22 protein-coding genes are annotated in these 19,963 nt (G+C 66.5%); 12 read left to right on the top strand and 10 right to left on the bottom strand.

Annotated elements, in window-relative coordinates:
- Positions 1–37: 37 nt before the first annotated feature.
- The 5 genes from C7455_RS05575 (at position 38) to C7455_RS20080 (ending at position 4,379) form a co-directional block, all read left to right on the top strand.
- Entirely contained in the window at positions 38–1,807 is a 1,770-nt protein-coding gene (locus C7455_RS05575; protein WP_109666383.1) for an ABC transporter permease, read from the top strand.
- Positions 1,794–2,873 carry an ABC transporter ATP-binding protein gene (locus C7455_RS05570; RefSeq protein WP_109666381.1) on the top strand — a complete coding sequence of 360 codons (1,080 nt, stop codon included), beginning with the start codon at positions 1,794–1,796 and terminating at the stop codon, positions 2,871–2,873. The genes C7455_RS05575 and C7455_RS05570 overlap by 14 nt, the downstream gene beginning before the upstream one ends.
- A 26-nt stretch (positions 2,874–2,899) precedes the next feature.
- Positions 2,900–3,682, top strand: coding sequence for an NUDIX hydrolase (locus C7455_RS05565; RefSeq protein ID WP_170119005.1), 783 nt, complete (start codon positions 2,900–2,902; stop codon positions 3,680–3,682).
- Positions 3,683–3,797: 115 nt separating this feature from the next.
- Positions 3,798–4,076 carry a LacI family DNA-binding transcriptional regulator gene (locus tag C7455_RS05560; RefSeq protein WP_109666378.1) on the top strand — a complete coding sequence of 93 codons (279 nt, stop codon included), beginning with the start codon at positions 3,798–3,800 and terminating at the stop codon, positions 4,074–4,076.
- An 18-nt stretch (positions 4,077–4,094) separates the two neighbouring features.
- The gene (locus tag C7455_RS20080; protein WP_170118998.1) at positions 4,095–4,379 is read left to right on the top strand and encodes a P-loop NTPase family protein; all 285 of its coding nucleotides are present in this window, start codon (positions 4,095–4,097) and stop codon (positions 4,377–4,379) included.
- Positions 4,380–5,125: 746 nt separating this feature from the next.
- Here the strand turns inward: C7455_RS20080 and C7455_RS05555 are convergent.
- Positions 5,126–6,541 (bottom strand): L-serine ammonia-lyase, encoded by a 1,416-nt coding sequence (locus tag C7455_RS05555; RefSeq protein WP_109666376.1) that lies wholly within the window; start codon positions 6,539–6,541, stop codon positions 5,126–5,128.
- Positions 6,542–6,763: 222 nt separating this feature from the next.
- Between C7455_RS05555 and C7455_RS05550 the strand changes: the two genes are divergently transcribed.
- Positions 6,764–7,423, top strand: coding sequence for a YggS family pyridoxal phosphate-dependent enzyme (locus C7455_RS05550; protein ID WP_109666375.1), 660 nt, complete (start codon positions 6,764–6,766; stop codon positions 7,421–7,423).
- Positions 7,424–7,444: 21 nt separating this feature from the next.
- Here the strand turns inward: C7455_RS05550 and C7455_RS05545 are convergent, their stop codons facing one another.
- Complete coding sequence (locus C7455_RS05545; protein ID WP_109666373.1) at positions 7,445–7,963, bottom strand: L,D-transpeptidase family protein; 519 nt, start codon at positions 7,961–7,963, stop codon at positions 7,445–7,447.
- Positions 7,960–9,051 carry a GTP cyclohydrolase II gene (gene ribA / locus C7455_RS05540; RefSeq protein ID WP_109666371.1) on the bottom strand — a complete coding sequence of 364 codons (1,092 nt, stop codon included), beginning with the start codon at positions 9,049–9,051 and terminating at the stop codon, positions 7,960–7,962. Before ribA ends, C7455_RS05545 begins: the two co-directional genes overlap by 4 nt.
- 141 nt (positions 9,052–9,192) lie before the next feature.
- On the opposite strand from ribA, the gene C7455_RS05535 reads away from it, so the two are divergent.
- From C7455_RS05535 to C7455_RS05510, 6 genes are all read left to right on the top strand, one after another.
- Positions 9,193–9,879 carry a response regulator transcription factor gene (locus C7455_RS05535; RefSeq protein ID WP_109666369.1) on the top strand — a complete coding sequence of 229 codons (687 nt, stop codon included), beginning with the start codon at positions 9,193–9,195 and terminating at the stop codon, positions 9,877–9,879.
- 252 nt (positions 9,880–10,131) lie between these two features.
- Positions 10,132–10,455 carry a hypothetical protein gene (locus C7455_RS05530; protein ID WP_211315449.1) on the top strand — a complete coding sequence of 108 codons (324 nt, stop codon included), beginning with the start codon at positions 10,132–10,134 and terminating at the stop codon, positions 10,453–10,455.
- A gap of 81 nt (positions 10,456–10,536) precedes the next feature.
- A complete protein-coding gene (locus C7455_RS05525; protein WP_109666368.1) occupies positions 10,537–11,325 on the top strand; it encodes an exodeoxyribonuclease III in 789 nt (262 codons plus the stop codon).
- Positions 11,326–11,392: 67 nt separating this feature from the next.
- Positions 11,393–12,310, top strand: a complete 918-nt coding sequence (locus C7455_RS05520; protein WP_109666821.1) for a thioredoxin family protein — start codon at positions 11,393–11,395, stop codon at positions 12,308–12,310.
- 27 nt (positions 12,311–12,337) lie between these two features.
- Positions 12,338–12,982, top strand: coding sequence for an LON peptidase substrate-binding domain-containing protein (locus C7455_RS05515; RefSeq protein WP_109666820.1), 645 nt, complete (start codon positions 12,338–12,340; stop codon positions 12,980–12,982).
- Positions 12,979–13,164: a Trm112 family protein gene (locus C7455_RS05510; protein WP_109666366.1), complete on the top strand. Its 186-nt coding sequence runs from the start codon at positions 12,979–12,981 to the stop codon at positions 13,162–13,164. Before C7455_RS05515 ends, C7455_RS05510 begins: the two co-directional genes overlap by 4 nt.
- 5 nt (positions 13,165–13,169) lie before the next feature.
- On the opposite strand, the gene C7455_RS05505 is transcribed toward C7455_RS05510, so the two are convergent.
- The 7 genes from C7455_RS05505 to C7455_RS05475 form a co-directional block, all read right to left on the bottom strand.
- Positions 13,170–13,613, bottom strand: a complete 444-nt coding sequence (locus tag C7455_RS05505; RefSeq protein ID WP_109666365.1) for a hypothetical protein — start codon at positions 13,611–13,613, stop codon at positions 13,170–13,172.
- 258 nt (positions 13,614–13,871) lie between these two features.
- A complete protein-coding gene (locus tag C7455_RS05500) occupies positions 13,872–15,149 on the bottom strand; it encodes a DUF6522 family protein (RefSeq protein ID WP_109666363.1) in 1,278 nt (425 codons plus the stop codon).
- Complete coding sequence (locus C7455_RS05495) at positions 15,142–16,275, bottom strand: P-loop NTPase (protein WP_245904237.1); 1,134 nt, start codon at positions 16,273–16,275, stop codon at positions 15,142–15,144. Before C7455_RS05495 ends, C7455_RS05500 begins: the two co-directional genes overlap by 8 nt.
- 19 nt (positions 16,276–16,294) lie before the next feature.
- Complete coding sequence (locus tag C7455_RS05490; protein WP_109666360.1) at positions 16,295–16,897, bottom strand: MarR family winged helix-turn-helix transcriptional regulator; 603 nt, start codon at positions 16,895–16,897, stop codon at positions 16,295–16,297.
- A gap of 163 nt (positions 16,898–17,060) precedes the next feature.
- Positions 17,061–17,801: an energy-coupling factor transporter transmembrane component T family protein gene (locus tag C7455_RS05485; protein WP_109666358.1), complete on the bottom strand. Its 741-nt coding sequence runs from the start codon at positions 17,799–17,801 to the stop codon at positions 17,061–17,063.
- Positions 17,795–19,366, bottom strand: a complete 1,572-nt coding sequence (locus C7455_RS05480) for an ABC transporter ATP-binding protein (protein ID WP_146199936.1) — start codon at positions 19,364–19,366, stop codon at positions 17,795–17,797. The genes C7455_RS05485 and C7455_RS05480 overlap by 7 nt, the downstream gene beginning before the upstream one ends.
- Positions 19,359–19,943 carry an ECF transporter S component gene (locus tag C7455_RS05475; protein WP_109666355.1) on the bottom strand — a complete coding sequence of 195 codons (585 nt, stop codon included), beginning with the start codon at positions 19,941–19,943 and terminating at the stop codon, positions 19,359–19,361. Before C7455_RS05475 ends, C7455_RS05480 begins: the two co-directional genes overlap by 8 nt.
- Between the last annotated feature and the right edge of the window lie 20 nt (positions 19,944–19,963).

Here is a 19,963-nt window from a genome sequence, read left to right as displayed (position 1 = left end):
GATCCCCACCCTCGGACAGCTGTCACCGGAGCCTGCGATGATCGACCTTTCCCTTCCCCTTGCCACACGGAAACGCCAGCCCCGTCAGCGGCTCGCGCCAGAGGACTGGCTGGGCATCGTGGTGGTCGCAGCGCTCGTCGTGCTGGTGCTTGCACCGATGGCCGCCGTGTTGTTGCAGGCCTTCGTGCCCGGCGCCTTTTCCGGCCAGTCGCGTGGGATCGGCTTCGGCGGGCTTCTGGAGATCTTCGAGCGGCCCCTATGGCGGCGCGCGCTTTGGAACTCGATGTTCCTTGCCACCATCGCCGCCGTCATCGGCGGGCTGATGGGCAGCGGGCTGGCGATCTTGCGCCATTCCTCCCGGTTGGCGTTGGGGCCCGCGCTCGATGTGGCGGCTTGGGCGATCATCATCTTGCCCTCGTTCATCCTGGCGCAGGGGTGGATCTTGTTCGCCAGCCGTGGGGGCCTTGCGAACCAGTGGTTCGGGCTGGGCTTCGTGCCCGACCTTGTGTTCAACCCCTGGGGCCTTGCGGTGGTGATGAGCCTCAAGTCCTTTCCCTTCGCCTACCTCACCGTCTCGGCCGCGCTGCAATGGCGGATGGAGGATTACACCCATGCCGCAAGGCTGAACGGCGCGGGGCCCATGCGGGTGCTGTTGACGGTGCGCCTGCCGATGCTGCTGCCCGCTGTCTTGTCGGGCGCGCTCTTGATCTTCATCGACGTTCTGGGCGACTTCGGCCTGCCCGCGGCGCTGGCGACGACCTACCGCTTCCCGACCCTCACCTACGCGATCTACGTGGCGATCAACCAATCGCCCATCCGCTTCGATCTTGCCGGGGTGATGGCCTTCTATGTCACGGTCATCATGCTGCTGGCCGTGGTCGCCTATTTCCGTGTGCTGCGCAGCCGCCGCTATGATTTCCTCGGCGCCAAGGCCAAGCTCGCGCCGGTCGAGGCGCGCAACACGGCGCTTTTGCCCAATGCCGTCGCCTTTGCGGCCCTCACGGTGGCGTTGCTGATCCCCATCGGTGCCAGTGTCCTCGTGTCCTTCACCGACCGGATCTCGCGCGGGATCGCGTTCGACAACCTCACCTTGCGCCACTACGGCTATGTGCTGGAAACCGGGGGTGCGTTTCTCAGCGCCCTGCGGACGTCAACGGGCATCGCCGCGCAGGCCGCCATCGGGTCGGGCCTGATCGCGGCGGCAGCGGCCTATGTCGTCACCTTCTCGGGGTTCCGGCTGAACCGCCTGATCGACCTGACCTGCACCCTGAGCCTGGCCGTGCCGGGCGTCGTGCTGGGGATCGGCTACATCTTCATCTGGAACGCGCCGCTGGTCGATCGCGCGGGCCTGTCGCTTTACGGCCATCCCTCCATCCTCGTGCTGGCGGGCATCGCGGGCGCGGTTCCCATCGCGGTGCGCGTGCTGCTGGGCGCCATGGCGCAGGTTCCGGCCTCGATGCTGCAGGCGGCGGCGCTGCAAGGCGCAGGGCTGGCGCGGCGCATCGGCACGATCGTCGTGCCGTTGATCGCGGCGGCGCTGGTCTCGGCCACGCTCACAGCTTTCGGGGCGGCCATGTTCGATCTGGCGATCAACTCGATCCTGCGCCCCCCCCGGCTCGATGTCTTGCCGGTCTACGTCAACCGTGCCTTCGAGCAGGGTGAGTTCGGCGCGGCGACTGCGGCCACCCTGCTGGCCGGGGGGCTGACCGTGGCGATCATTGCGGGCATCAGCACCGCGGCGCGCCTGGCGCTGGCCCGGCTGATCGAGGCCCCGGACCCGAAAGGAGCCGCCCATGCTGACGCTTGATGCGCTGTCCCGCAACTTCAACGGCCAGACTGTGCTGAACGCCGTATCGCTCGACGTGCCGCAGGGGCAGGTGGCCTGTATTGTCGGCCCCTCAGGCTGCGGCAAGTCCACGATCCTGCGGCTCGTGGCTGGGCTCGATGTGCCGGATGGCGGGCGGATCGTGCTGGCCGGCACCGAGATCTCGCGCCCGGGCTGGGCGGTAGAGGCACGCAAGCGGCGGCTGAACATGGTGTTTCAGGACTATGCGCTCTGGCCGCACATGCGGGTGGCGCAGATTGTGGGGTATGGCCTCAGGCATCTGACCCGGGCCGAACGCGACGCGCGGGTCACGGCGTTGCTGGACCAGATGCAGATTTCCGCGCTGGCCGACCGGCTGCCCTCGCAGATCTCGGGCGGGCAGCAGCAGCGCGTTGCCATCGCCCGGGCGCTGGCGACCGACCCGGACGTGCTGTTGCTCGACGAGCCGTTATCGAACCTCGACGTGCAATTGCGCCTCGACATGCGGATGGAGTTTGCGGATCTCTTCGCCCGCGTCGGCAAGACGGTGCTCTATGTCACCCACGATCCGCTCGAGGCATGTTCCTTTGCCGACCTGCTGGTGGTGATGCGCGCGGGCGAGATCGAGCAGTCGGGCGCGCCACAAGATCTGTTCGCGCGGCCGCGCTCGGCATGGATCGCCACGCTTGCGGGGTATGATACGCGGATGGCGGGGCACCTGATCCCGTCACCCGATCCCGCAGAGATCGTCGTGGTCATCGCCGACCAGCCCGTGACCCTGCCGCGCAGCGCACTGGCCTGCGAGGCGCAGCCGGGCACATCCGTCACGGTGATGCTGCATCCCGGCAGCATCCGGCTGGAGCCGACGCCGGGGGCGATGGGTGAAAACCGGCTGCAGGGTCGCGTCCGTCGCTGCCTGTTCGAGGGGCGGGACTGGCGCGTCACGCTCGGACTTGGCTCTGCGGCGGATGCCACCCTGTCGCTGATGTCGCCGCGCCGACTGGCCGAGGGGGAGCAGGTGGAGATCCTGTTCCCGCCCGAGGCCGCCGTCGTCTTTCGCCGCGACTGATGCCAGCGCCCGGAGATGCCCACCCGATGACCGCCGACCCCGCCGCCCGCGCGTTTCGCCCGCTGCATTTTCCCAGCCACTCCGACCCTTTGGGCGCTGTCTCCCTGCCGGTGGCACAGCACCTGCTGCGGCGCGGGCTGCTTGCGGATGGCGCGCGCCTGTCGCTCGAAGGCGATGATCCCAGCGCGCGGCTCGAGGATATCCGCGATGACCTGTTCTGCAACGGCTGGATCGAGCCGCCGCGACACGAGCAGATGCCAGTGACCGACGGCCCGCGCGGGGCAGAGCTTGCGCGCCTCGATCGCAGCGCGCTGCGCATCCTCGGGTTCTGGGCTCAGAAGGTGCATATCAACGGGCTGGTCGATCAGGACGATCCCGACGGGCCGTCGATCTGGATCTCCCGCCGCTCGGGGCTTGCGCCGTCCAACCCCGGCCGGTGGGACACGCTGGTGGCCGGCGGGCGCGCCTCGGGTCACAGCATCGGCCAGACCGCAACACAGGAAAGCTGGGAGGAAGCGGGCATCGACCCCGCGCTGATGACCGGGTTGCGGCCTGTCGGCGACATGGCGGTGCAGTATGTCTCGCGGCGCGGGTTCCACCAGGAACTGCTGGTGATCTACGATCTGGCATTGCCCAAGGACTTCGTGGCCGTTTGCCATGACGGCGAAATCGAGGAAAGCACCCGGCTGACCTGTGGCGAGTTGACCCTGAGGCTGGCGGACCCGCAGCAGTTCAAGTTCAGTTCCTACCTCGTGCTCATGGACCTGGTCAGACGAAAGTGCCCGGCGAAGCTCCTGCAGAACCCGTGATTGCGCCCTGCAATTGCCGCGATCCGTCACGCTCCTGTCACCTGCAGAGGGTGTTGTTGAAAACGACTCCACGCGACACAGAGCAACCGTTTGGCGCAAGGCGACATTGCAATAGGTGGCCGAGTTGGCAGCGACCTCGGTGGCCACTGCCTCCCGCGCGCTCAATCGCAGCGGGGCGGCCAGTGAAGAAGTACGGCGACGCGTGGTCGGCGCGGCCGACAGCCTTGATTTTTCCGTCGATCCGGTCGCGCGCAGCCTGCGGGTGCGCCGGTCCAACGCCATCGGGGTTATGGCCCCCTCGATCCCGGCTCCGGTCTTCGCCGAGGCCGCCACGATCCGCAGCCTGACGGCGCGGCGGGTGGACGGGCTGATCATGACCATTGCGGACGGCTAGGGCGAGACTGCCGCGCGGATGGCCGCCCAAGTCTGCCTGCCTGCGGTCCTGATATTCAACCCGGCCGACAGCGCCGTGCCGTCTGTGTCGGTTGACACGGCCGCCATCTCGGCCGATGTCGCGACGGCCTTGCCAGCGGCGGGGCGCCACCACATCGGCATGGTGTTCCAGCATTTCGCGCTGTTTCCCAACATGAGAGTGGCGGGAATGTCAGCTGCGGCCTGCGGATTCAGGGCATTGCCACCGCCGCCCGTGCTGCGCGTGGTATTGCTGGACGCGCCCTTCACCGAGGCGACCGGCTGAGGCTGGAGATCTCGGGCACGACCCTGTCGCTGCTGATGGTGGACCTCGCCAACGACGTGACCGTGCGCCCGGGGCAAAGTGTCGGTCTCACCCCGCGACGCGGCGCCCTGATGACTTTGCCGGACCCTAAGGACGATGCGCATGACTGAGGCCGTGAACGTCATCCAGTTGACCGATCTGCATCTTGTGGCCGGCGGCGCCGACACCGCGGTGGCGCCTGACCGGGCGGTAGCGCAGATCTGCGCGCTGGAGGATCGGCCGGGCGGACGCCTATGCCTGCGTCCGGGTCGCACTGCGGCGCCTGCCCGTCCCGGTTCATCTCATCCTCGGCAACCAAGACGACCGCACGGCGCTGACCGGGCACAACGGCAGCACGGGCCAGGCGATCCTGCCCTCGGTGGGGCAAACCGCCCGATCCGGTTCCACAACCGCGATTTCGTCGTCAAGGCCGAGGGGCGACAGGACCCCCTGTCCGACAGGGACCACAAGTGTGACGCCACATGTTTGCCCTCACACCGTTCACAGGTCTTGATCTGGGCGTCGTCTTGGCGTGACGCATCTCAGTTTGTCGCCTCAACCACACCGCGACGCAGCCACTGCGCCTGTCCGCCCTTCGCCCCTCTATACCGCAACGCTGCAGCCAAGGACGGCACCTCGCCCCCAAGGCTTTTCCAAACCCTAATGCTCAATGAGTTTTCAAACCAAAACAATATCTTCAATACCTGCAACCTTGAGCAGCCCCCGTATCAGCACTCCGGCAGGTTGACCGCCAGCCCGCCGAGGCTCGTTTCCTTGTACTTCGTCGACATGTCGAGGCCGGTCTGCCGCATCGCTTCGATGCAGTTGTCGAGCGGCATGAAATGCGTGCCGTCGCCGCGCAGCGCCAGTGACGCCGCCGACACTGCCTTGATCGCGCCCAGACCGTTGCGCTCGATGCAGGGCACCTGCACCAGGCCGCCCACCGGGTCGCAGGTCATGCCCAGATGATGCTCCAGCGCGATCTCGGCCGCGTTCTCCACCTGCTCGTTGGTCCCGCCCAGCGCCGCGCACAGCCCCGCCGCCGCCATCGCCGCCGCTGACCCCACTTCGCCCTGACACCCCACCTCGGCGCCCGAGATGCTTGCGTTATGCTTGATCAGCCCGCCGATGGCCGAGGCCGCCATCAGGAACCGCCGCCGCCCTTCCTCCGTCGCGCCGATGCAATGGTCGCGGTAATAGCGCAGCACAGACGGCACCACACCCGCCGCGCCATTGGTGGGCGAGGTGACGACCCTGCCGCCTGCCGCGTTCTCCTCGTTCACCGCCATCGCGTAGACGCTGAGCCAATCGTTGACGGTATGCGGCTGGGCCAGGTTCGACCCCCGCTCGGCCAGAAGCTGCTGATGGATCGCCCGCGCGCGGCGCTTGACCCGCAGCCCGCCCGGCAACTCCCCTTCCATCCGCAGGCCCCGGTCGATGCAATCGTCCATCGCCTGCCACACGGTATCGAGCCGCGCCTGAACCTCCCGCGCGGGTTGGCGCGCGGTTTCGTTGGCCCATTTCATTTCAGCGATGGTCTTGCCCGCGGTGCGGCCCATCTCCAGCATCTCGGCCGCCGATCCGAAGGGATAGGGATAGCCCGCTGCCGCCTTTTCCTCGTGAAACGCTTCCGCCCCGCCCTGCGCCTCCGCCGCCAGTTCCCTTGCGGTCAAGATAAAGCCGCCGCCAATGGAGTAGTACGTTTCCTCCATGTAAAGGTTTCCGGCCCCGTCGAACGCCCGCACGACCATCCCGTTGGCATGCCCCGGCAAGGGCGGACCATAGTCAAAGACGAGATCGCGGTCCGGGGCAAAGCGGAGCGGTGGCAGGCCGGGCGGCGTGACGAACCCGCGTGATCGCACCTCCGCCTCCAGCGCCTCCGCCCGGTCGGGATCGAGCGTCGCGGGCTCATGCCCCGAAAGGCCGAGGATCACCGCCCGGTCGGTTGCGTGCCCTTTGCCGGTGAAGGCGAGCGAGCCGTGCAGCGTGCAGGCCAGCGCCGCGACCTCATCCGCGCCGGGCTCCCTGTCGCGGCCCGACCGCAGGTCCGCCAGAAACCGCGCCGACGCCGTCATCGGCCCCATGGTGTGGGAGGAGGACGGGCCTATGCCGATCTTGAAGATGTCGAAGACGCTGAGGAACATGCCCAAGCATAGGGTTTTGCGGGTCACGGGCAGGTCCAGAAAGCGACGCGCGACGCGGGGTTTTCGACCCTCTGAACAATCGCGGTATCCTTGCCGGGGGTGCGTGGTCGCACCTGCGCCCAATTCAGATCCTGCGGATGCACCGTCCGGCGCCCCCGGATCGTCGGATCGGAAGAAAGCGGGCCTTGCGCCTGCCGTGTTCTTTTGGCCTAAGTTCATTCCATGGGATTGTCTGACATCATCACCCGCGTTGACGCGGCCACTCTTGCCGCCGACCGCGCACCCGGCTCGGTGGAGCTGATCGCCGTCTCCAAGGTCCAGCCGCCGGAGCGGGTCGAGGCCGTGCTGGAGGCGGGACAGCGCATGTTTGGTGAGAACCGCGTGCAGGAAGCCGCCGGGCGCTGGCCCACGTTTCAGGAGCGCTATGCGGGCATCACGCTGCACCTGATCGGCCCCTTGCAGACCAACAAGGCGCGTCAGGCCGTCGAGATGTTCGATGTGATCCAGACGCTGGACCGTCCCAAGCTTGCCACCACGTTGGCGCGGCTGTCCGATGAGCGGGGGCAAAGCCCCGAAGTCTTCATTCAGGTCAACACCGGGGCCGAGGCGCAAAAGGCAGGCATCTTGCCTGAGGAGACGGACGCTTTCGTGGCCGAGGTGCGGCAGCTGGGCCTGCCGCTTGCGGGCCTTATGTGCATTCCCCCGGTCGATGAGGACCCTGCCGCGCATTTCACGATGCTCGCCCAGATGGCCGAACGCAACGGGCTGACCGGTCTGTCGATGGGCATGTCGGCGGATTTCGAGATCGCGATCGCCATGGGTGCGACGCATGTGCGCGTGGGGTCGGCGATCTTCGGGACACGCGCTTACGAATTGGTCTGAGCTGCGCCTTAAGTCGGCGCCCTACCGAAGCGCCAAGGTTTCGGGGATCACCAGCCGTGTCTGGAACCCGATGCGCGCCACGATCCAACGCAGATCCCGAGGGGCCAGCGCCACGCAGCCCGCCGTGGGATAGCCGGGCCGTCGCCATGCATGGACAAAGATGCCAGAGCCGCGCCCGTGTTCGGCGCGCGGCCAGTTCCAGTCGGTGATCAGCACGATGTCATAGAGCGGATCGGCCCGGCGCAGCGTCTCGTGGTTCGCGGCCAAGGGCGCGCGGACCATCAGGTTATAATCCTCGTGCTTGGGATCGTCGCACCACAGGTCGCCGGGACGGATCGGCACGGCCCAGTTGCAGGGGCGGGCCAAGCGGTCGGGGCGGTAAAGGCAGCCCACGATGCGATGCGTGCCCGCAGGCGTGCCGCCATCACCCTCGCGCTTGGCCTTGGCCGCCATCACGCCGCCCCGCCCCAATGTGCAGGGGAAGAGCCGCCCGCGAAACCGCAGGCCGGCGGGTGTCACGACCATATCCGTGGCCTTCATAGCAGATGCCCCGATTTCGCGCGCTTCACGTCGAGGTAATGCGCATTGTGGCGGTTGGTGCCGGTGATCAGCGGCACACGTTCGGTCACAGCGATCCCCTCGGCCTGCATCATCTCGACCTTGCGGGGGTTGTTGGTCATCAGCCGCACCGCGCCGAATCCCATGCGCCGCAACAGGTCCGCGCCGATGCGGAAATCGCGCTCGTCATCCTCGAAGCCGAGCCTGTGGTTCGCTTCGACCGTGTCGAAGCCCTGATCTTGCAGCGAATAGGCGCGCATCTTGTTGGCAAGACCAATGCCGCGCCCCTCCTGATTGAGGTAGAACAACACGCCCGCGCCCGCGCGCCCCATCTCGGCCAAAGCGGTGCGCAGTTGCGGGCCGCAGTCGCATTTCAGGCTGCCCAGAACGTCGCCGGTGAAACATGCCGAATGCAGCCGAGCCAGAACCGGCGCGTCACGGTCGGGGCGGCCGATCTCGATCGCGTAATGCTCGATGCCGCCATTGTCGGGGCGAAAGATATGCAACCGGCCATGATCCGAGGCTTCCATCGGCAGGCGGGCTGCAGCGACCGGCAATAGCGGGTGATGCAGCGCCAGATCGGCCGCCGCCGCCCCGGGCGCGAGACGGGTGGCCATCATCTCGACCGCCAAGGCTTCGGGGTGGTCGGTTTCCATGGTCACCATCGCGGGCAGCAGTTGCGCCGATTTCGCCAGCAACAGCGTCAGCCGGTGTAGTCCCGCCTCACCGTCGCGCGCGGTGACCAGCGGGCCCTTCATCGGGGCGGCCAGATCGAGCGCCGGATCGGCCAGCGCGCGCACCCAAGGGGCATCGACATCGCCCGGCAGGACAACGCGCGCCAGATCGCCGTCATAGGCGCGCGCCTTGAGCGTTTCGGCGCGACGCAAGGTTATCGCCACCTGTGCCCGGCCGGGCAGGGCGCGCAGCGCGTCAAGCCGACCCTGCGTCAGCGTCTCGGCAGCCAGCGCGACGATCCCTTGCGCGCCCGCACCGATCACCACGGGCAGGCCGACGCGCAGATCGGACCGCGCGCGCGCCACAAGCTCTGACTGGGTGGGCAAAAGGCTCATGTGCTCTGTCTACTGCCCGCGGACAGGATTTGAAACATTCCCTCGCGCCGCGACACGTCGGCGTGAGATTGTCTTTCAAGACGTTGTCAAACACGGCGGCTGCGGCAATGTGCACGTCATGTGACACAAGGAGCCACGGACATGGCGACGCTGAAGAAAATCTTGCTGGTGGACGACGACGACGATCTTCGCGAGGCGCTGAGCGAACAGCTGGTCATGACCGAGGATTTCGACGTCTTCGAAGCCGCCACGGGGGCGCAGGGCATGGAGCGCGCGCGCGAGGCGATCTATGACCTTGTGATTCTAGATGTGGGCCTGCCCGACACTGATGGCCGCGAGCTGTGCCGCCTGATGCGCAAGCAAGGCGTGAAATGCCCGATCCTGATGCTGACGGGCCATGACAGCGATGCCGACACCATCCTCGGCCTCGACGCGGGTGCCAATGATTACGTCACCAAGCCGTTCCGCTTTCCCGTTTTGCTGGCGCGGGTCCGGGCGCAGCTGCGCACGCATGAGCAAAGCGAGGATGCGGTGTTCCAGCTGGGGCCCTATACTTTCAAGCCGTCGATGAAGATGCTCCTGACCGAGGATGACAAGAAGATCCGCCTCACCGAGAAAGAGACCAACATCCTCAAGTTTCTCTATCGTGCGCAAGATGGCGTGGTCGCCCGCGACGTGCTGCTGCATGAGGTTTGGGGCTACAACGCCGGCGTGACGACGCATACGCTGGAAACCCACATCTATCGCCTGCGCCAGAAGATCGAGCCCGATCCCTCGAATGCGCGCCTGCTTGTCACCGAAAGCGGCGGCTATCGGCTGGTGGCGTGACAGCTCGCCCTGAGGGTATTGATTCAGATCAAGGCGCAACCCAAAGTTGTAGCGCATCTTGATCCTGCAACCTCCCTGTTGGACTTGGCCCGGCCTTATTGGACCGGGCCTTTTTTCTTCCGGCCCGATCCTACACGCACCGGGCAAAATGCAGAGACCGTTGCCGCCGTGATGTGGGCCTGATAGCTTTGTTCGGGGTGCCACAATGGGTCTTGGCGCCCTGCGGTATTTCTTGACCCCGGAGTTTCCCGAATGCATTTCCGCCTGTCCATGCTGTGTCTTGGGCTTTCCGTGTCTTGTGCGACCGCCGCCGTTGCACAGGACATTCAATACACGCTGATTAACTCCAGTTCCGCGGTTCTGGTGGAGTTCTACACCGGTCCCGTCACGGCCCCTGAATGGGGTGAAGACCTGCTGGGCGCCGATGTGCTGGTTCCCGGCGAAAGCGCCATGGTCACGATCGCTGATGGCCAGACCGAATGTGCCTATGACCTGCTGTTCATCTTCGCCGACAACACGGAGCTGAGCGATACGGTCGACATCTGCGAACTGGCCAGCTACGAGCTGTTCGACTGATCGGCACCGCAGTCCTTGTGGCATGTGGCGGTCGATTGGGCCGCCAAATGTCCCTACAGCGCCAATAAAGGACTGCCTTACATGCCCTTCACCATCGCCACCTGGAACATCAATTCTGTCCGGCTGCGCGTCGATCTGGTGGCGCAGCTGTTGCACGATGAGGCGCCCGATGTGCTGTGCCTGCAGGAATGCAAGTCGCCGGTCGACAAGATGCCCCTCGATGTGTTCGCCGCCGCTGGCTACGGCCACGTCGTGGCGCGAGGCCAAAAAGGCTACAACGGTGTGGCGATCCTGTCGCGCCTGCCGCTTGAGGATGTCGGCCATCGCGACATGTGCGCCAAGGGCGATGCCCGCCACGTCGCTGCCCGGCTCGAGAACGGGGTGACCATCCACAATTTCTACGTTCCCGCAGGCGGCGATGAACCCGACCGCACTGTGAACGAGAAATTCGGCCACAAGCTCGATTTCCTGACCGAGATGCGGGACTGGTTCGGCACAGATAGGCCCGCGAAATCCATCCTCGTGGGTGATCTCAACATCGCCCCGCGCGAGGATGATGTCTGGTCGCACAAGGCACTTCTCAAGGTCGTCAGCCATACGCCGATCGAGGTCGATCATCTGGCGCAGATGCAAGACGCGGGCGGCTGGGTCGACATCACCCGGCAGGATATCCCCGAGGGGCTGCTGTACAGTTGGTGGTCCTACCGCGCGCGCGATTGGGATGTCGCCGACAAGGGCCGCAGGCTCGACCATGTCTGGGCTACGCCTGACATCTCGAACGCCGCGCATTCCAGCCGCGTCCTGCGCCACGCGCGCGGCTGGACCCAGCCCAGCGATCACGTGCCGGTTTTCGCGACATTCGACCTCTGAACCCTTGGCGCGCGGACCCGCGGCGCGCATATAGGGCGCAACGCGCATGGATATGACGGAGACGACGATGCTGGAGCTCGGACAGGGCCAGACGGCCGCAACCGACCTGATCAAGGACGGTACCGAGGCGACATTCATGGCCGACGTGATCGAGGGCAGCCGCGAGGTGCCCGTGATCGTCGATTTCTGGGCCACCTGGTGCGGGCCGTGCAAGACGCTCGGCCCGATGCTGGAGGCGGCGGTGACGGCGGCCAAGGGCAAGGTCCGGATGGTCAAGATCGACGTCGACCGCGAACAGCGGCTGGCGGGCGCGCTGGCCCAGCAGGGCCTGCCGCTGCAATCCATTCCCACGGTCGTGGCCTTCTTCGACGGGCGGCCCGTGGACATGTTCCAAGGTGCGATCCCGCAAAGCCAGATCCGCGACTTCATCGACCGGCTGACCGCGCTGACGGGCGACGGCGGGCTGGCCGAGGCGGTCGAGGCCGCCGAACAGATGCTGGCCGAGGGTGCCGCGCTGGAGGCTGCGCAGGTCTTTGCAGGCATCTTGGGCGAAGACCCCGAGCATGCGGGTGCGATGGGTGGTCTGGCCCGTGCGCATGTGGCCATGGGCGAGCTGGACAAGGCCGAGGGCATCTTGAACACCGCCCCCGCCAAGATCGCAACCGCCCCCGAGCTTGAGGCCGTGCGTGCCCAGATCGCGCTGGCCCGGCAGGCCGCAAAGGCCGGGCCGCTGGCCGACCTTCAGGCTGCGGTCGAGGCCGATCCGGGCAATCATCAGGCGCGGTTCGACTACGCGCTGGCGCTGCACGCAAGTGGACAGGTCCAAGAGGCGGTCGACGAATTGCTCGACCTGTTCCGTCGCGACCGCGAGTGGAACAATGCGGCCGCCAAGACGCAGCTTTTCACCATCTTTGACGCGCTCAAGCCGCAAGATCCGATCGCATTGGCCGGGCGGCGCAGGCTCAGCTCGATGATCTTTGCCTGATCGCCTTGGGGGGCTAGTTCCATGCCCATGATGACAGCACATGACCTGCCCGAGACGATCCCGATCTTTCCGCTGCCCGGCGCGCTGCTTTTGCCCCGGGCGCGGCTGCCGCTGCACATTTTCGAGCCGCGCTACCTTGCGATGCTCGATGACGCGCTCAAGACGCCCCACCGCCTGATCGGAATGGTGCAATCGCGCGAGGTGCCCGGATCGTCCGAAAAGCGCCTGCATGCCATTGGTTGCGCCGGTCGTGTGACGCAATTCTCGGAAACCGAGGATGGGCGCTACATGATCACGCTCGCCGGCATGTCGCGGTTCCGCATCAAGCAGGAGGTGACGGGGTTCACGCCTTACCGCCGCGTCGATGTCTCTTGGGACGGGTTCGCCGCCGATCTTGGCCCGACCGAGGTCGATCACAGCTTTGACCGCGCCCGTTTCCTTGATCTTCTGGGCCGCTATTTCGACGCCATGTCGCTGTCGACCGACTGGGACAGCATGAAAGAGGCCGAGGACGAGTTGCTGATCAACTCGCTCTCGATGCTCTGCCCCTTCCCGCCCGAGGAAAAGCAGGCCCTGCTCGAGGCGCCGTCGCTCAGCACCCGGCGAGAGACGCTTGTGACCTTGATCGAGTTCTCGCTGCGCGGCGGCGGCCCCGAGGAACAGATGCAATGAGTGAGGGCGACGCCCCCACGGACCGCCGCATGCTCGAGGCGCTGGTTTGCCCCATGACCCATGCGCCCCTGAGCTATGACGCAGACCGGCAGGAACTGGTGTCCAAGGCCGCGCATCTGGCCTTTCCGATCCGCGACGGCATTCCGATCATGCTGGAAAGCGAGGCGCGCGCGGTGGATTGAGACGGTCAGTCGCGTGGCATGTCCTGCGGTGGTTGCCATGGCGGGGCAGGGGCGCGGTTCAGGAGCAACCCGATCACCAGTGAGATGGCCCCGAAGACCATACCGAAAAGCGTGCTGACGCCTACAAGCAGGCCCGAGACGATCGCCCCGCTGAGCGCGGTTTCGTCGTCGAGAAAGCTCTGCGCCGTATGGTAGTCGAACTGCTGCCCCAATGCCGAGGCCAGCAAGAACGGCATCACGAGAAGGGTCGCGGCAAGGCCAAGGAACCCGCGCCCCCAGGCCCGCCGACCCGATGGCGCCTTGAGCGCGGCAACGGCGGTCCCGATGCAGGCAAGACCCGACATCATGGTGGTGAACGCCATGTTGTTGGCCGCCACGGCAAAGGTGAAGGCGGTCACGAGCGATGCCGTGCCCAACAAGACAGCGGCGATGATGCGGTTCACGGTCATGGCATGCCCCTTGGTCCGGTTCCGGCTTGCATGGTAAATCAAGCTTGCAGCATAGGTCAGGTCGGCGTTTCCGTAGCCTGCCGCCCGTGTACGCGACCGTCAGGAGGCTCTCGTGCTCGCCGACATCGACGAAGTCCGGTGAGAACCTGTCCTATCCCGCAAGGGATAATGCCCTCCGGTTTGGCTGCAGGTGCAAGATGTTGTTCGAAAAGCCGGGACGCAGCACCGGGCTTGCATCCTGCCCAGCCCGACCAGCCGCTATGCGCCGCTGTTGTCGGAAAGCGGGGACTTCGTTGGCCGAACCGCGATCATCTCGATCAGCTGGCGCAGTTCGCCAAGGTGAAACTCCTTATCGCTCTGACCGTGCCGCGGCCCACGAGACAAGGCCTGTGCAAGATCGAAGAAGCCGCGACCGGGCAGGGTTCCATGCCCGCGACTGACCGCGCGCGCAGCGATGAAGGGGCGACCGGCGGCGGCGTCTTCCCGCATCGTCGCCTCCAGCGCGCGCGTGACCTTGCCCACCGATCCCGGCATCCAGAGTCCGAGCGAGCGGGCAAGCGTCCCGTAGCTGATCGGCGCCTCGCCCTCTGCCAGCCCTTCCAGATGCGCGCGGACGCGGTTCGGCAGGTTCTGCTCCCGTGCGGTCGAGGCTTCGACCAGACGTGGTGGCGGAACTTCGCGGGCTGCGCCCATATCGTCGATCTCTGCCGCCCAGGCCCGGGTCGGACTGCGCAGGATGATGCGTGTCTTTCCGGCATCCGCACCCTCGCCAGTTTCCGTGACGCCGACGACATCGCCGGTGCGAAAGCCCTCGCGCAGTGTCTCGGGCGTCAGCCCCAGACGCGGCGCAAGGAAATCGGGATCGACGGTGACACGCCCGTCCTGCCATCCGATGACGCCGCCCGGGACGGGTCTGTTCAGGGTCGGCGAAGGCGTGTTTGGGCGGGCGTAAAAGGGACTGTCCCCGGCGGCATGGTCGGTCACATCGACGATCGCGGCGATCTGTGGCAAGGCGGCGCGCAGCATCCGCTCCACCCCCTCGCGCAACGTCGCAGCAGAGGCCGCGCAGCCTTGGCATCCGCCCGACATGCGCAGATAGACCGTGCCGGCCTCGACCCTGTCAGCCGAGATATGCCCGCCATGCGCTGCGACCGAAGGGTTGACCTGCCGGTCCAGAAGCTCTTCGACCCGATGCAAAAGCACCGCGTCGGTGTTGGGGTCCTCAGCACCGGCTCGCTCCGACAAGGGCGTGACGGTTTCGTCCAGCACCTTGCGGACCGCGGCGGCGATGTCCGGTTTCAGCACCCTCCAGTCGGCGGCCGCATCCTTCTTTACCCAGATCGTCGCGTCCCGCACCTCTACCCGAGTGATGCCTTGAATGGCGAAGAGCGCACGCGCCAGCGGCGCGTCGCCGGGCGCATCGAAACGGGCCGATCGGCCCGCCTGCACCGGCGCGTCGAGCACGAAACCCATGACATCCGCGTCGCCGGCCGAGCCTTGCGCGCGGATCCGGCGACCGGCTGCCGCGTCAGACATCCTCAAGCTCCAGGCCCTGCATCGCGTAAAGCGCCTTGAACGTGTAGATGCCGGTATCGTGCCCGTCGCTGAAGGCCATTCCGAGAGCATAGTTGCCGATGCTCCAGATGCGCGTGATACGCAGGTCGAGCGGCACGCGCGCCGGATCGAGAATCCGGGCGCTCGTCATCTCGTCTCGGCATTGCGCGCAGCGGCAGGCAAGGCGCAGGTCCCGGTCGGCAAGCCGTTGTTCGGTGCCGTCGGCCCAGTGCAGGACCAGACCAGCGTTGTCATGGTCGAGCGCGCTCAGGCAGTCCGGGGGGGCCTCCGTTGTGCCCCGCGCCGGGGCTGGTTTGCCCGCCCCCTCGGGGATCGACCACACGAATGGCGTGGCAATGCCACCCGGCGCGCGCGCGCCCTCCGCCAGCGCCGCCGCGATGGCGCGATAGGCCTCGGCGGCCGGGCTTTCCGGCGCGGCGCGCACCACGGGCCGCCCGTCATCGCCGCAATCGACCACATCGGGATCGAGCGGCACCTTGCCCAGAAATGCCACGCCCAATTCTCGCGCGATGGCCTCTCCGCCGCCCTCGTGAAAGATATGGGTTACGGTTCCGCAGCCGGGGCAGGTGAAGCCGCTCATGTTCTCGATCACGCCAAGGATCGGCACATTGACCTGCTCCATCATGCGCAGGCCCCGCCGCGCGATCTTGAGGCTGACATCTTGCGGCGTGCTGACCACGACCGCGCCCGACAGGGGAAAGGCCTGCGCCAGCGTCAACTGGATGTCCCCGGTCCCCGGCGGCAGGTCCAGAAGCAGCACGTCAAGGTCCCCCCAATCCACCTGACGGATGAACATCTGCAGGTATTTGGCCACCATGGGACCGCGCAGGATCGCCGGCGCGTCGTCATCGGTGAGCATGGCCATGGAGATGACCTTGACCCCATGCGCCAAGGCCGGGACGATCTTCTGATCAGGCGACATCGCGGGCTTTCGTGCGCGAATGCCGAGCATCCGTGGGATCGACGGGCCGTAGATGTCGGCGTCGACCACGCCGACGGACAGGCCCGCATCGGCCATGGCCACGGCAATGTTGGCTGTGACCGTCGATTTTCCCACGCCGCCCTTGCCGCTGCTGATGGCGATCATGCGTGGACCTGCGGGGTGATCAGGCTGCATCGTCGTGCTTTCCTTCGCTGCGCCTCGTCAGAGTCGGCCCGCTATAGCTTGCACAAAGCTTTGTCGTGTCTTCTGCCGCCAGTTCCGCCGCCATGCAGGCGCAAAAGGCGGTGTCACCCGATGTCCCGAAATGGCTGCAGTCCCGGCAGGTGCCGAAGGCGGGCATGTCCCGCCGAAAGGCGAGCGCGTTCGACAGCCGAGACAGCGTCGCCAGAAAACCGTCGCGTTCGGTCGTTGCCAACGCGCCGACCACGCCGATCAGCTGGCGCAGCGGATCGCGCGCCAGCATGGCCGTGCCCTCGTCCGTCAGGTCGAAACACACGCTCCGCCGGTCGCGTTCGGACCGGGTCCGCACGATCAGCCCCCGACGTTCGAGCGTCTTGATGATCTGCGAGGCGGTGCCCCGCGTCGTTGCCTGGAAACTGGCGAAGCCGGATGGGGTCCTTGTGCTGCCATTGGCGCGGGAGAAAAAGCGCAGGCAGGTCCATTGTGCCGCCGTGAGGTCCGAGCCGGAATCCTCGCTCCGCGCAGCACGGCCGACATGGACCAGCAGTTCCGCGATGCGTTCCGGTGTCCGGGGTTCATCCTTCATGCGCCTTTGATAGCGAATCGAAATCAATATGGCAATCTCTCCTTACTCGAGACGGTAGCGCCTCGATCCCGGCTGAGCTTCGGCGGATGCACCAGCGCGACCCCGGACCCGGCAGATGGCTTGGACGATCGGCGCGCGCGACCTGCGGCGTGGACAGGGCCGATCAGCCCCCAACCAGAAGCGTGGCGGTCGAGATCCCGACAAGAATGCCCGTTCCAACCGAGGCCAGGATCATATCTGTCCGCGTCATCGGCGGCTGTGGCAGGTGGGTCCGTGACATGCCTATCTGCAAACCCCGCGCCTCGAAAGAAAGGGCAGCGCGCGTGGCACGGCGGATCGCATAGGCCAAAAGTGGAATCGCCAGCGATACCGCCTCGGCCAATGACGGGAAACGCCGCAAGGGCCGACCCAACCGGATCGCGCGGGCCATGCGCATCTGCACCATTTCGTCACGCAGATCGGGCACCATGTGCATGGCCTGCATCAGGGCAAAGCCTGCGGGCGCGGGCAGGCGCACATGTTCCATGAGCGCCCGGACCAGCCGACCTGGATCGGTCGTCAGCGCGAAAAGCGCCGAGATCATGCCGCAGGCGAGAACACGGAAAAACAGCACGAGGCCCGGCGCGACCTCGGGCCCGCCGCCCTGCTCTTGCGCCATCTGCAGCGCAAATCCCGACTCCGCCCGAAACAGCACCGATGTGGTGAAGAACCCGAAGCCGAACAGGGCGAAAGGCACCATCAGCAAAAGGACCCGCCGCAGGGGAATGCGCGCGTCGATCACCAGCAATCCCGCCGCGAGGACCAGCAGTGCGAGCTGAAACGACAGCCGGAAGATCAGCAGCGAGGCCAGGATAAAGGCAAGGCAAAGCGCAAGCTTTGGCAGGGGATGGAAGCCCTTCAGCATGCGCGCTCCAGCCAGTCAAGCAGTGGCGCGGCGGTCGGGGGCAGCAAACCGGCTTCCGCCAGACGCAAAGGATCCCGCATCAAGGTGGCGCAGGGGCCATCGAAACGCAGCCCGCCTCGGTCCAACAACAAGGCGCGGTCGGCCACGGCGAGGGCAAAATCCAGATCATGGGTGATCACGCCGATGGCGCGTCCCGCGCGGGCAAGCGTGCGAATATGGGCGCCGAGCGCCGCCTCGGCCGCACCATCGAGGCCCGCAGTGGGCTCATCGAGGATCAGCACGGGCCACCTGTCGGTTTCGGACAAAAGCGCCAGCGCCAGCCGGCGCTTTTGCCCCTGCGACAGGGTGAAGGGGTGCTGATGCGCGACGTGCTCGAGCCCCCAGCGTCCGAGAATGCGCGCGACCCCGGCACCATCCTCGGTCACTGTCTCCAGTTCGGCGCGCACGCTTTCGCGGCTGAAGTGGGCCTCCGGGTTCTGGAATGCCATGGCACCCGCTGGACCTTTGCGTCGCCCCCCCCGTGGCGGCAGCAACCCCGCGAGGCAGGCCGCCAGCGTGGATTTCCCGACACCGTTCGGCCCGACAATCGCAACCACCTCGCCCGCGCGCAATGCCAGCGACAGATCCCTCAGGACGACCGGTCCGAAGGCGGGCGCGCAGGCCACGTCAGACAGCGTCACAATAATGTCGCCTGGCGGTATCGGGGCGGGCAGCAGGGCATCGCGCAGGGTGCGCACCCGCGCGGCGGGCGGACTGGTTCGCCACTTGTCCAAGACGCCGAAGGGCCCGATCAGGTCGGGGAAGGCCAGATGCAACCTGATCCCCAGCGGCAGGGATATCCCCTCCTTGGCCAGAACCTCCGCCTGCGCCGGAAAGATATCCGCCGGAACGCCATCCGCAATCACCCGACCGGTCCTGCCGATGGCCACACAGCGGTCGCTCCGGGCGAGGATAGGGCCGGGTTTGTGCTCGACCACAAGGGTCGTTGCGCCCGGCGCGAGCAGAAGATCGGCCATGCGCCGGGCAGCTGCCGGCGCAAGGCTCGCCATGGGTTCATCGGCCAGCGTGATCGGCGCGCCCTGTGCGAGAAGTGCCGCGATTGCCACCAGTTGCCGCTCTCCTCCGGACAAGGTCGTGATGCGGCGGTCGTCCCAGCTTGCCGGTATCGCCGCCCGTGCCATCGCCTTGGCGATCAGAGCGGGCATCTGTGCGGGGGCAATTCCTCGGTTTTCGGGGCCAAAGGCGATCTCGTCGCGCACGGTAAAGCCCGCAAGGGTCTGGCCTGCGTCCTGAAACAGATAGCTGCAGGTATCGGCCCAATCGGCGGGTCGGCGGCTGTCCACCAGCTGCCCGTTGAGGTAAATGTCGCCCCGCCGTCTGCCGGGGATCGAGGCCGGCATCAGCCCCGTCGCGGCCTGCAGCAAGGTGGATTTGCCCGCGCCCGACGGCCCCAGAAGCAGCACCCGTTCCTCCCCGTGCAGCGTCAACGACACTGGCCCCACAGCGTCTGTGGCCGCTCCGTCATGGCGCAGCGCGACGCGGTCATAGGCCAGTGCGTCAAACATGCGCGGCGCGCGTGTCACGGTCGATGGCGAGCCCCGACAAGACGCCCGTACGGTAGAGCGCCTTGACGATCACATGCCCCAGCAATCCGCCGAGCAGCGCGCCCGAGGCGAGGCGCAACACGAACATTGCCACCACAAGGCCCGGAGCAAGGCTGCCGTAGTCGAACCTGATCCAGGTATAGGCGAAGGAGAAAACCGCCGCGCCCATCCCGGCTGCCATCAGCACCGCAAGCGAATACCGGCGCCAGCGCGTCGCGGCGAAGACCGCTTCGGCACCCGCCCCCTGCACAAGGCCCGTCAGCAGCAGCAAAAGGCCCGCGGGGCTGCCCAACAGCACCTGAACCGCCGCGGCCATGACCTCCGACACAAGCGCAACGCCCGGTTTGCGAATGATGGCCGCTGCAATGATCGACACGACGAACCAGAAGCCCATCACGACATCCATGGTCAGCGCTCCGAAGATCGCCTGCAGCACCAGCCAGACCTGAACCCAGCCGAGATAGAGCACGCCGAACACGGCCCCCAACACGGCGACGATCAGGGTTTCACGAAGAGTCCAGACGGAATGGGTCGGCATATCAGCCTCCTTTGGGGTTC

The organism is Roseicyclus mahoneyensis, from assembly GCF_003148775.1.
Lineage (GTDB): Bacteria > Pseudomonadota > Alphaproteobacteria > Rhodobacterales > Rhodobacteraceae > Roseicyclus > Roseicyclus mahoneyensis.
Note: the sequence above shows the minus strand (reverse complement) of the source record. Positions and strands in the feature narration are given on the sequence as shown.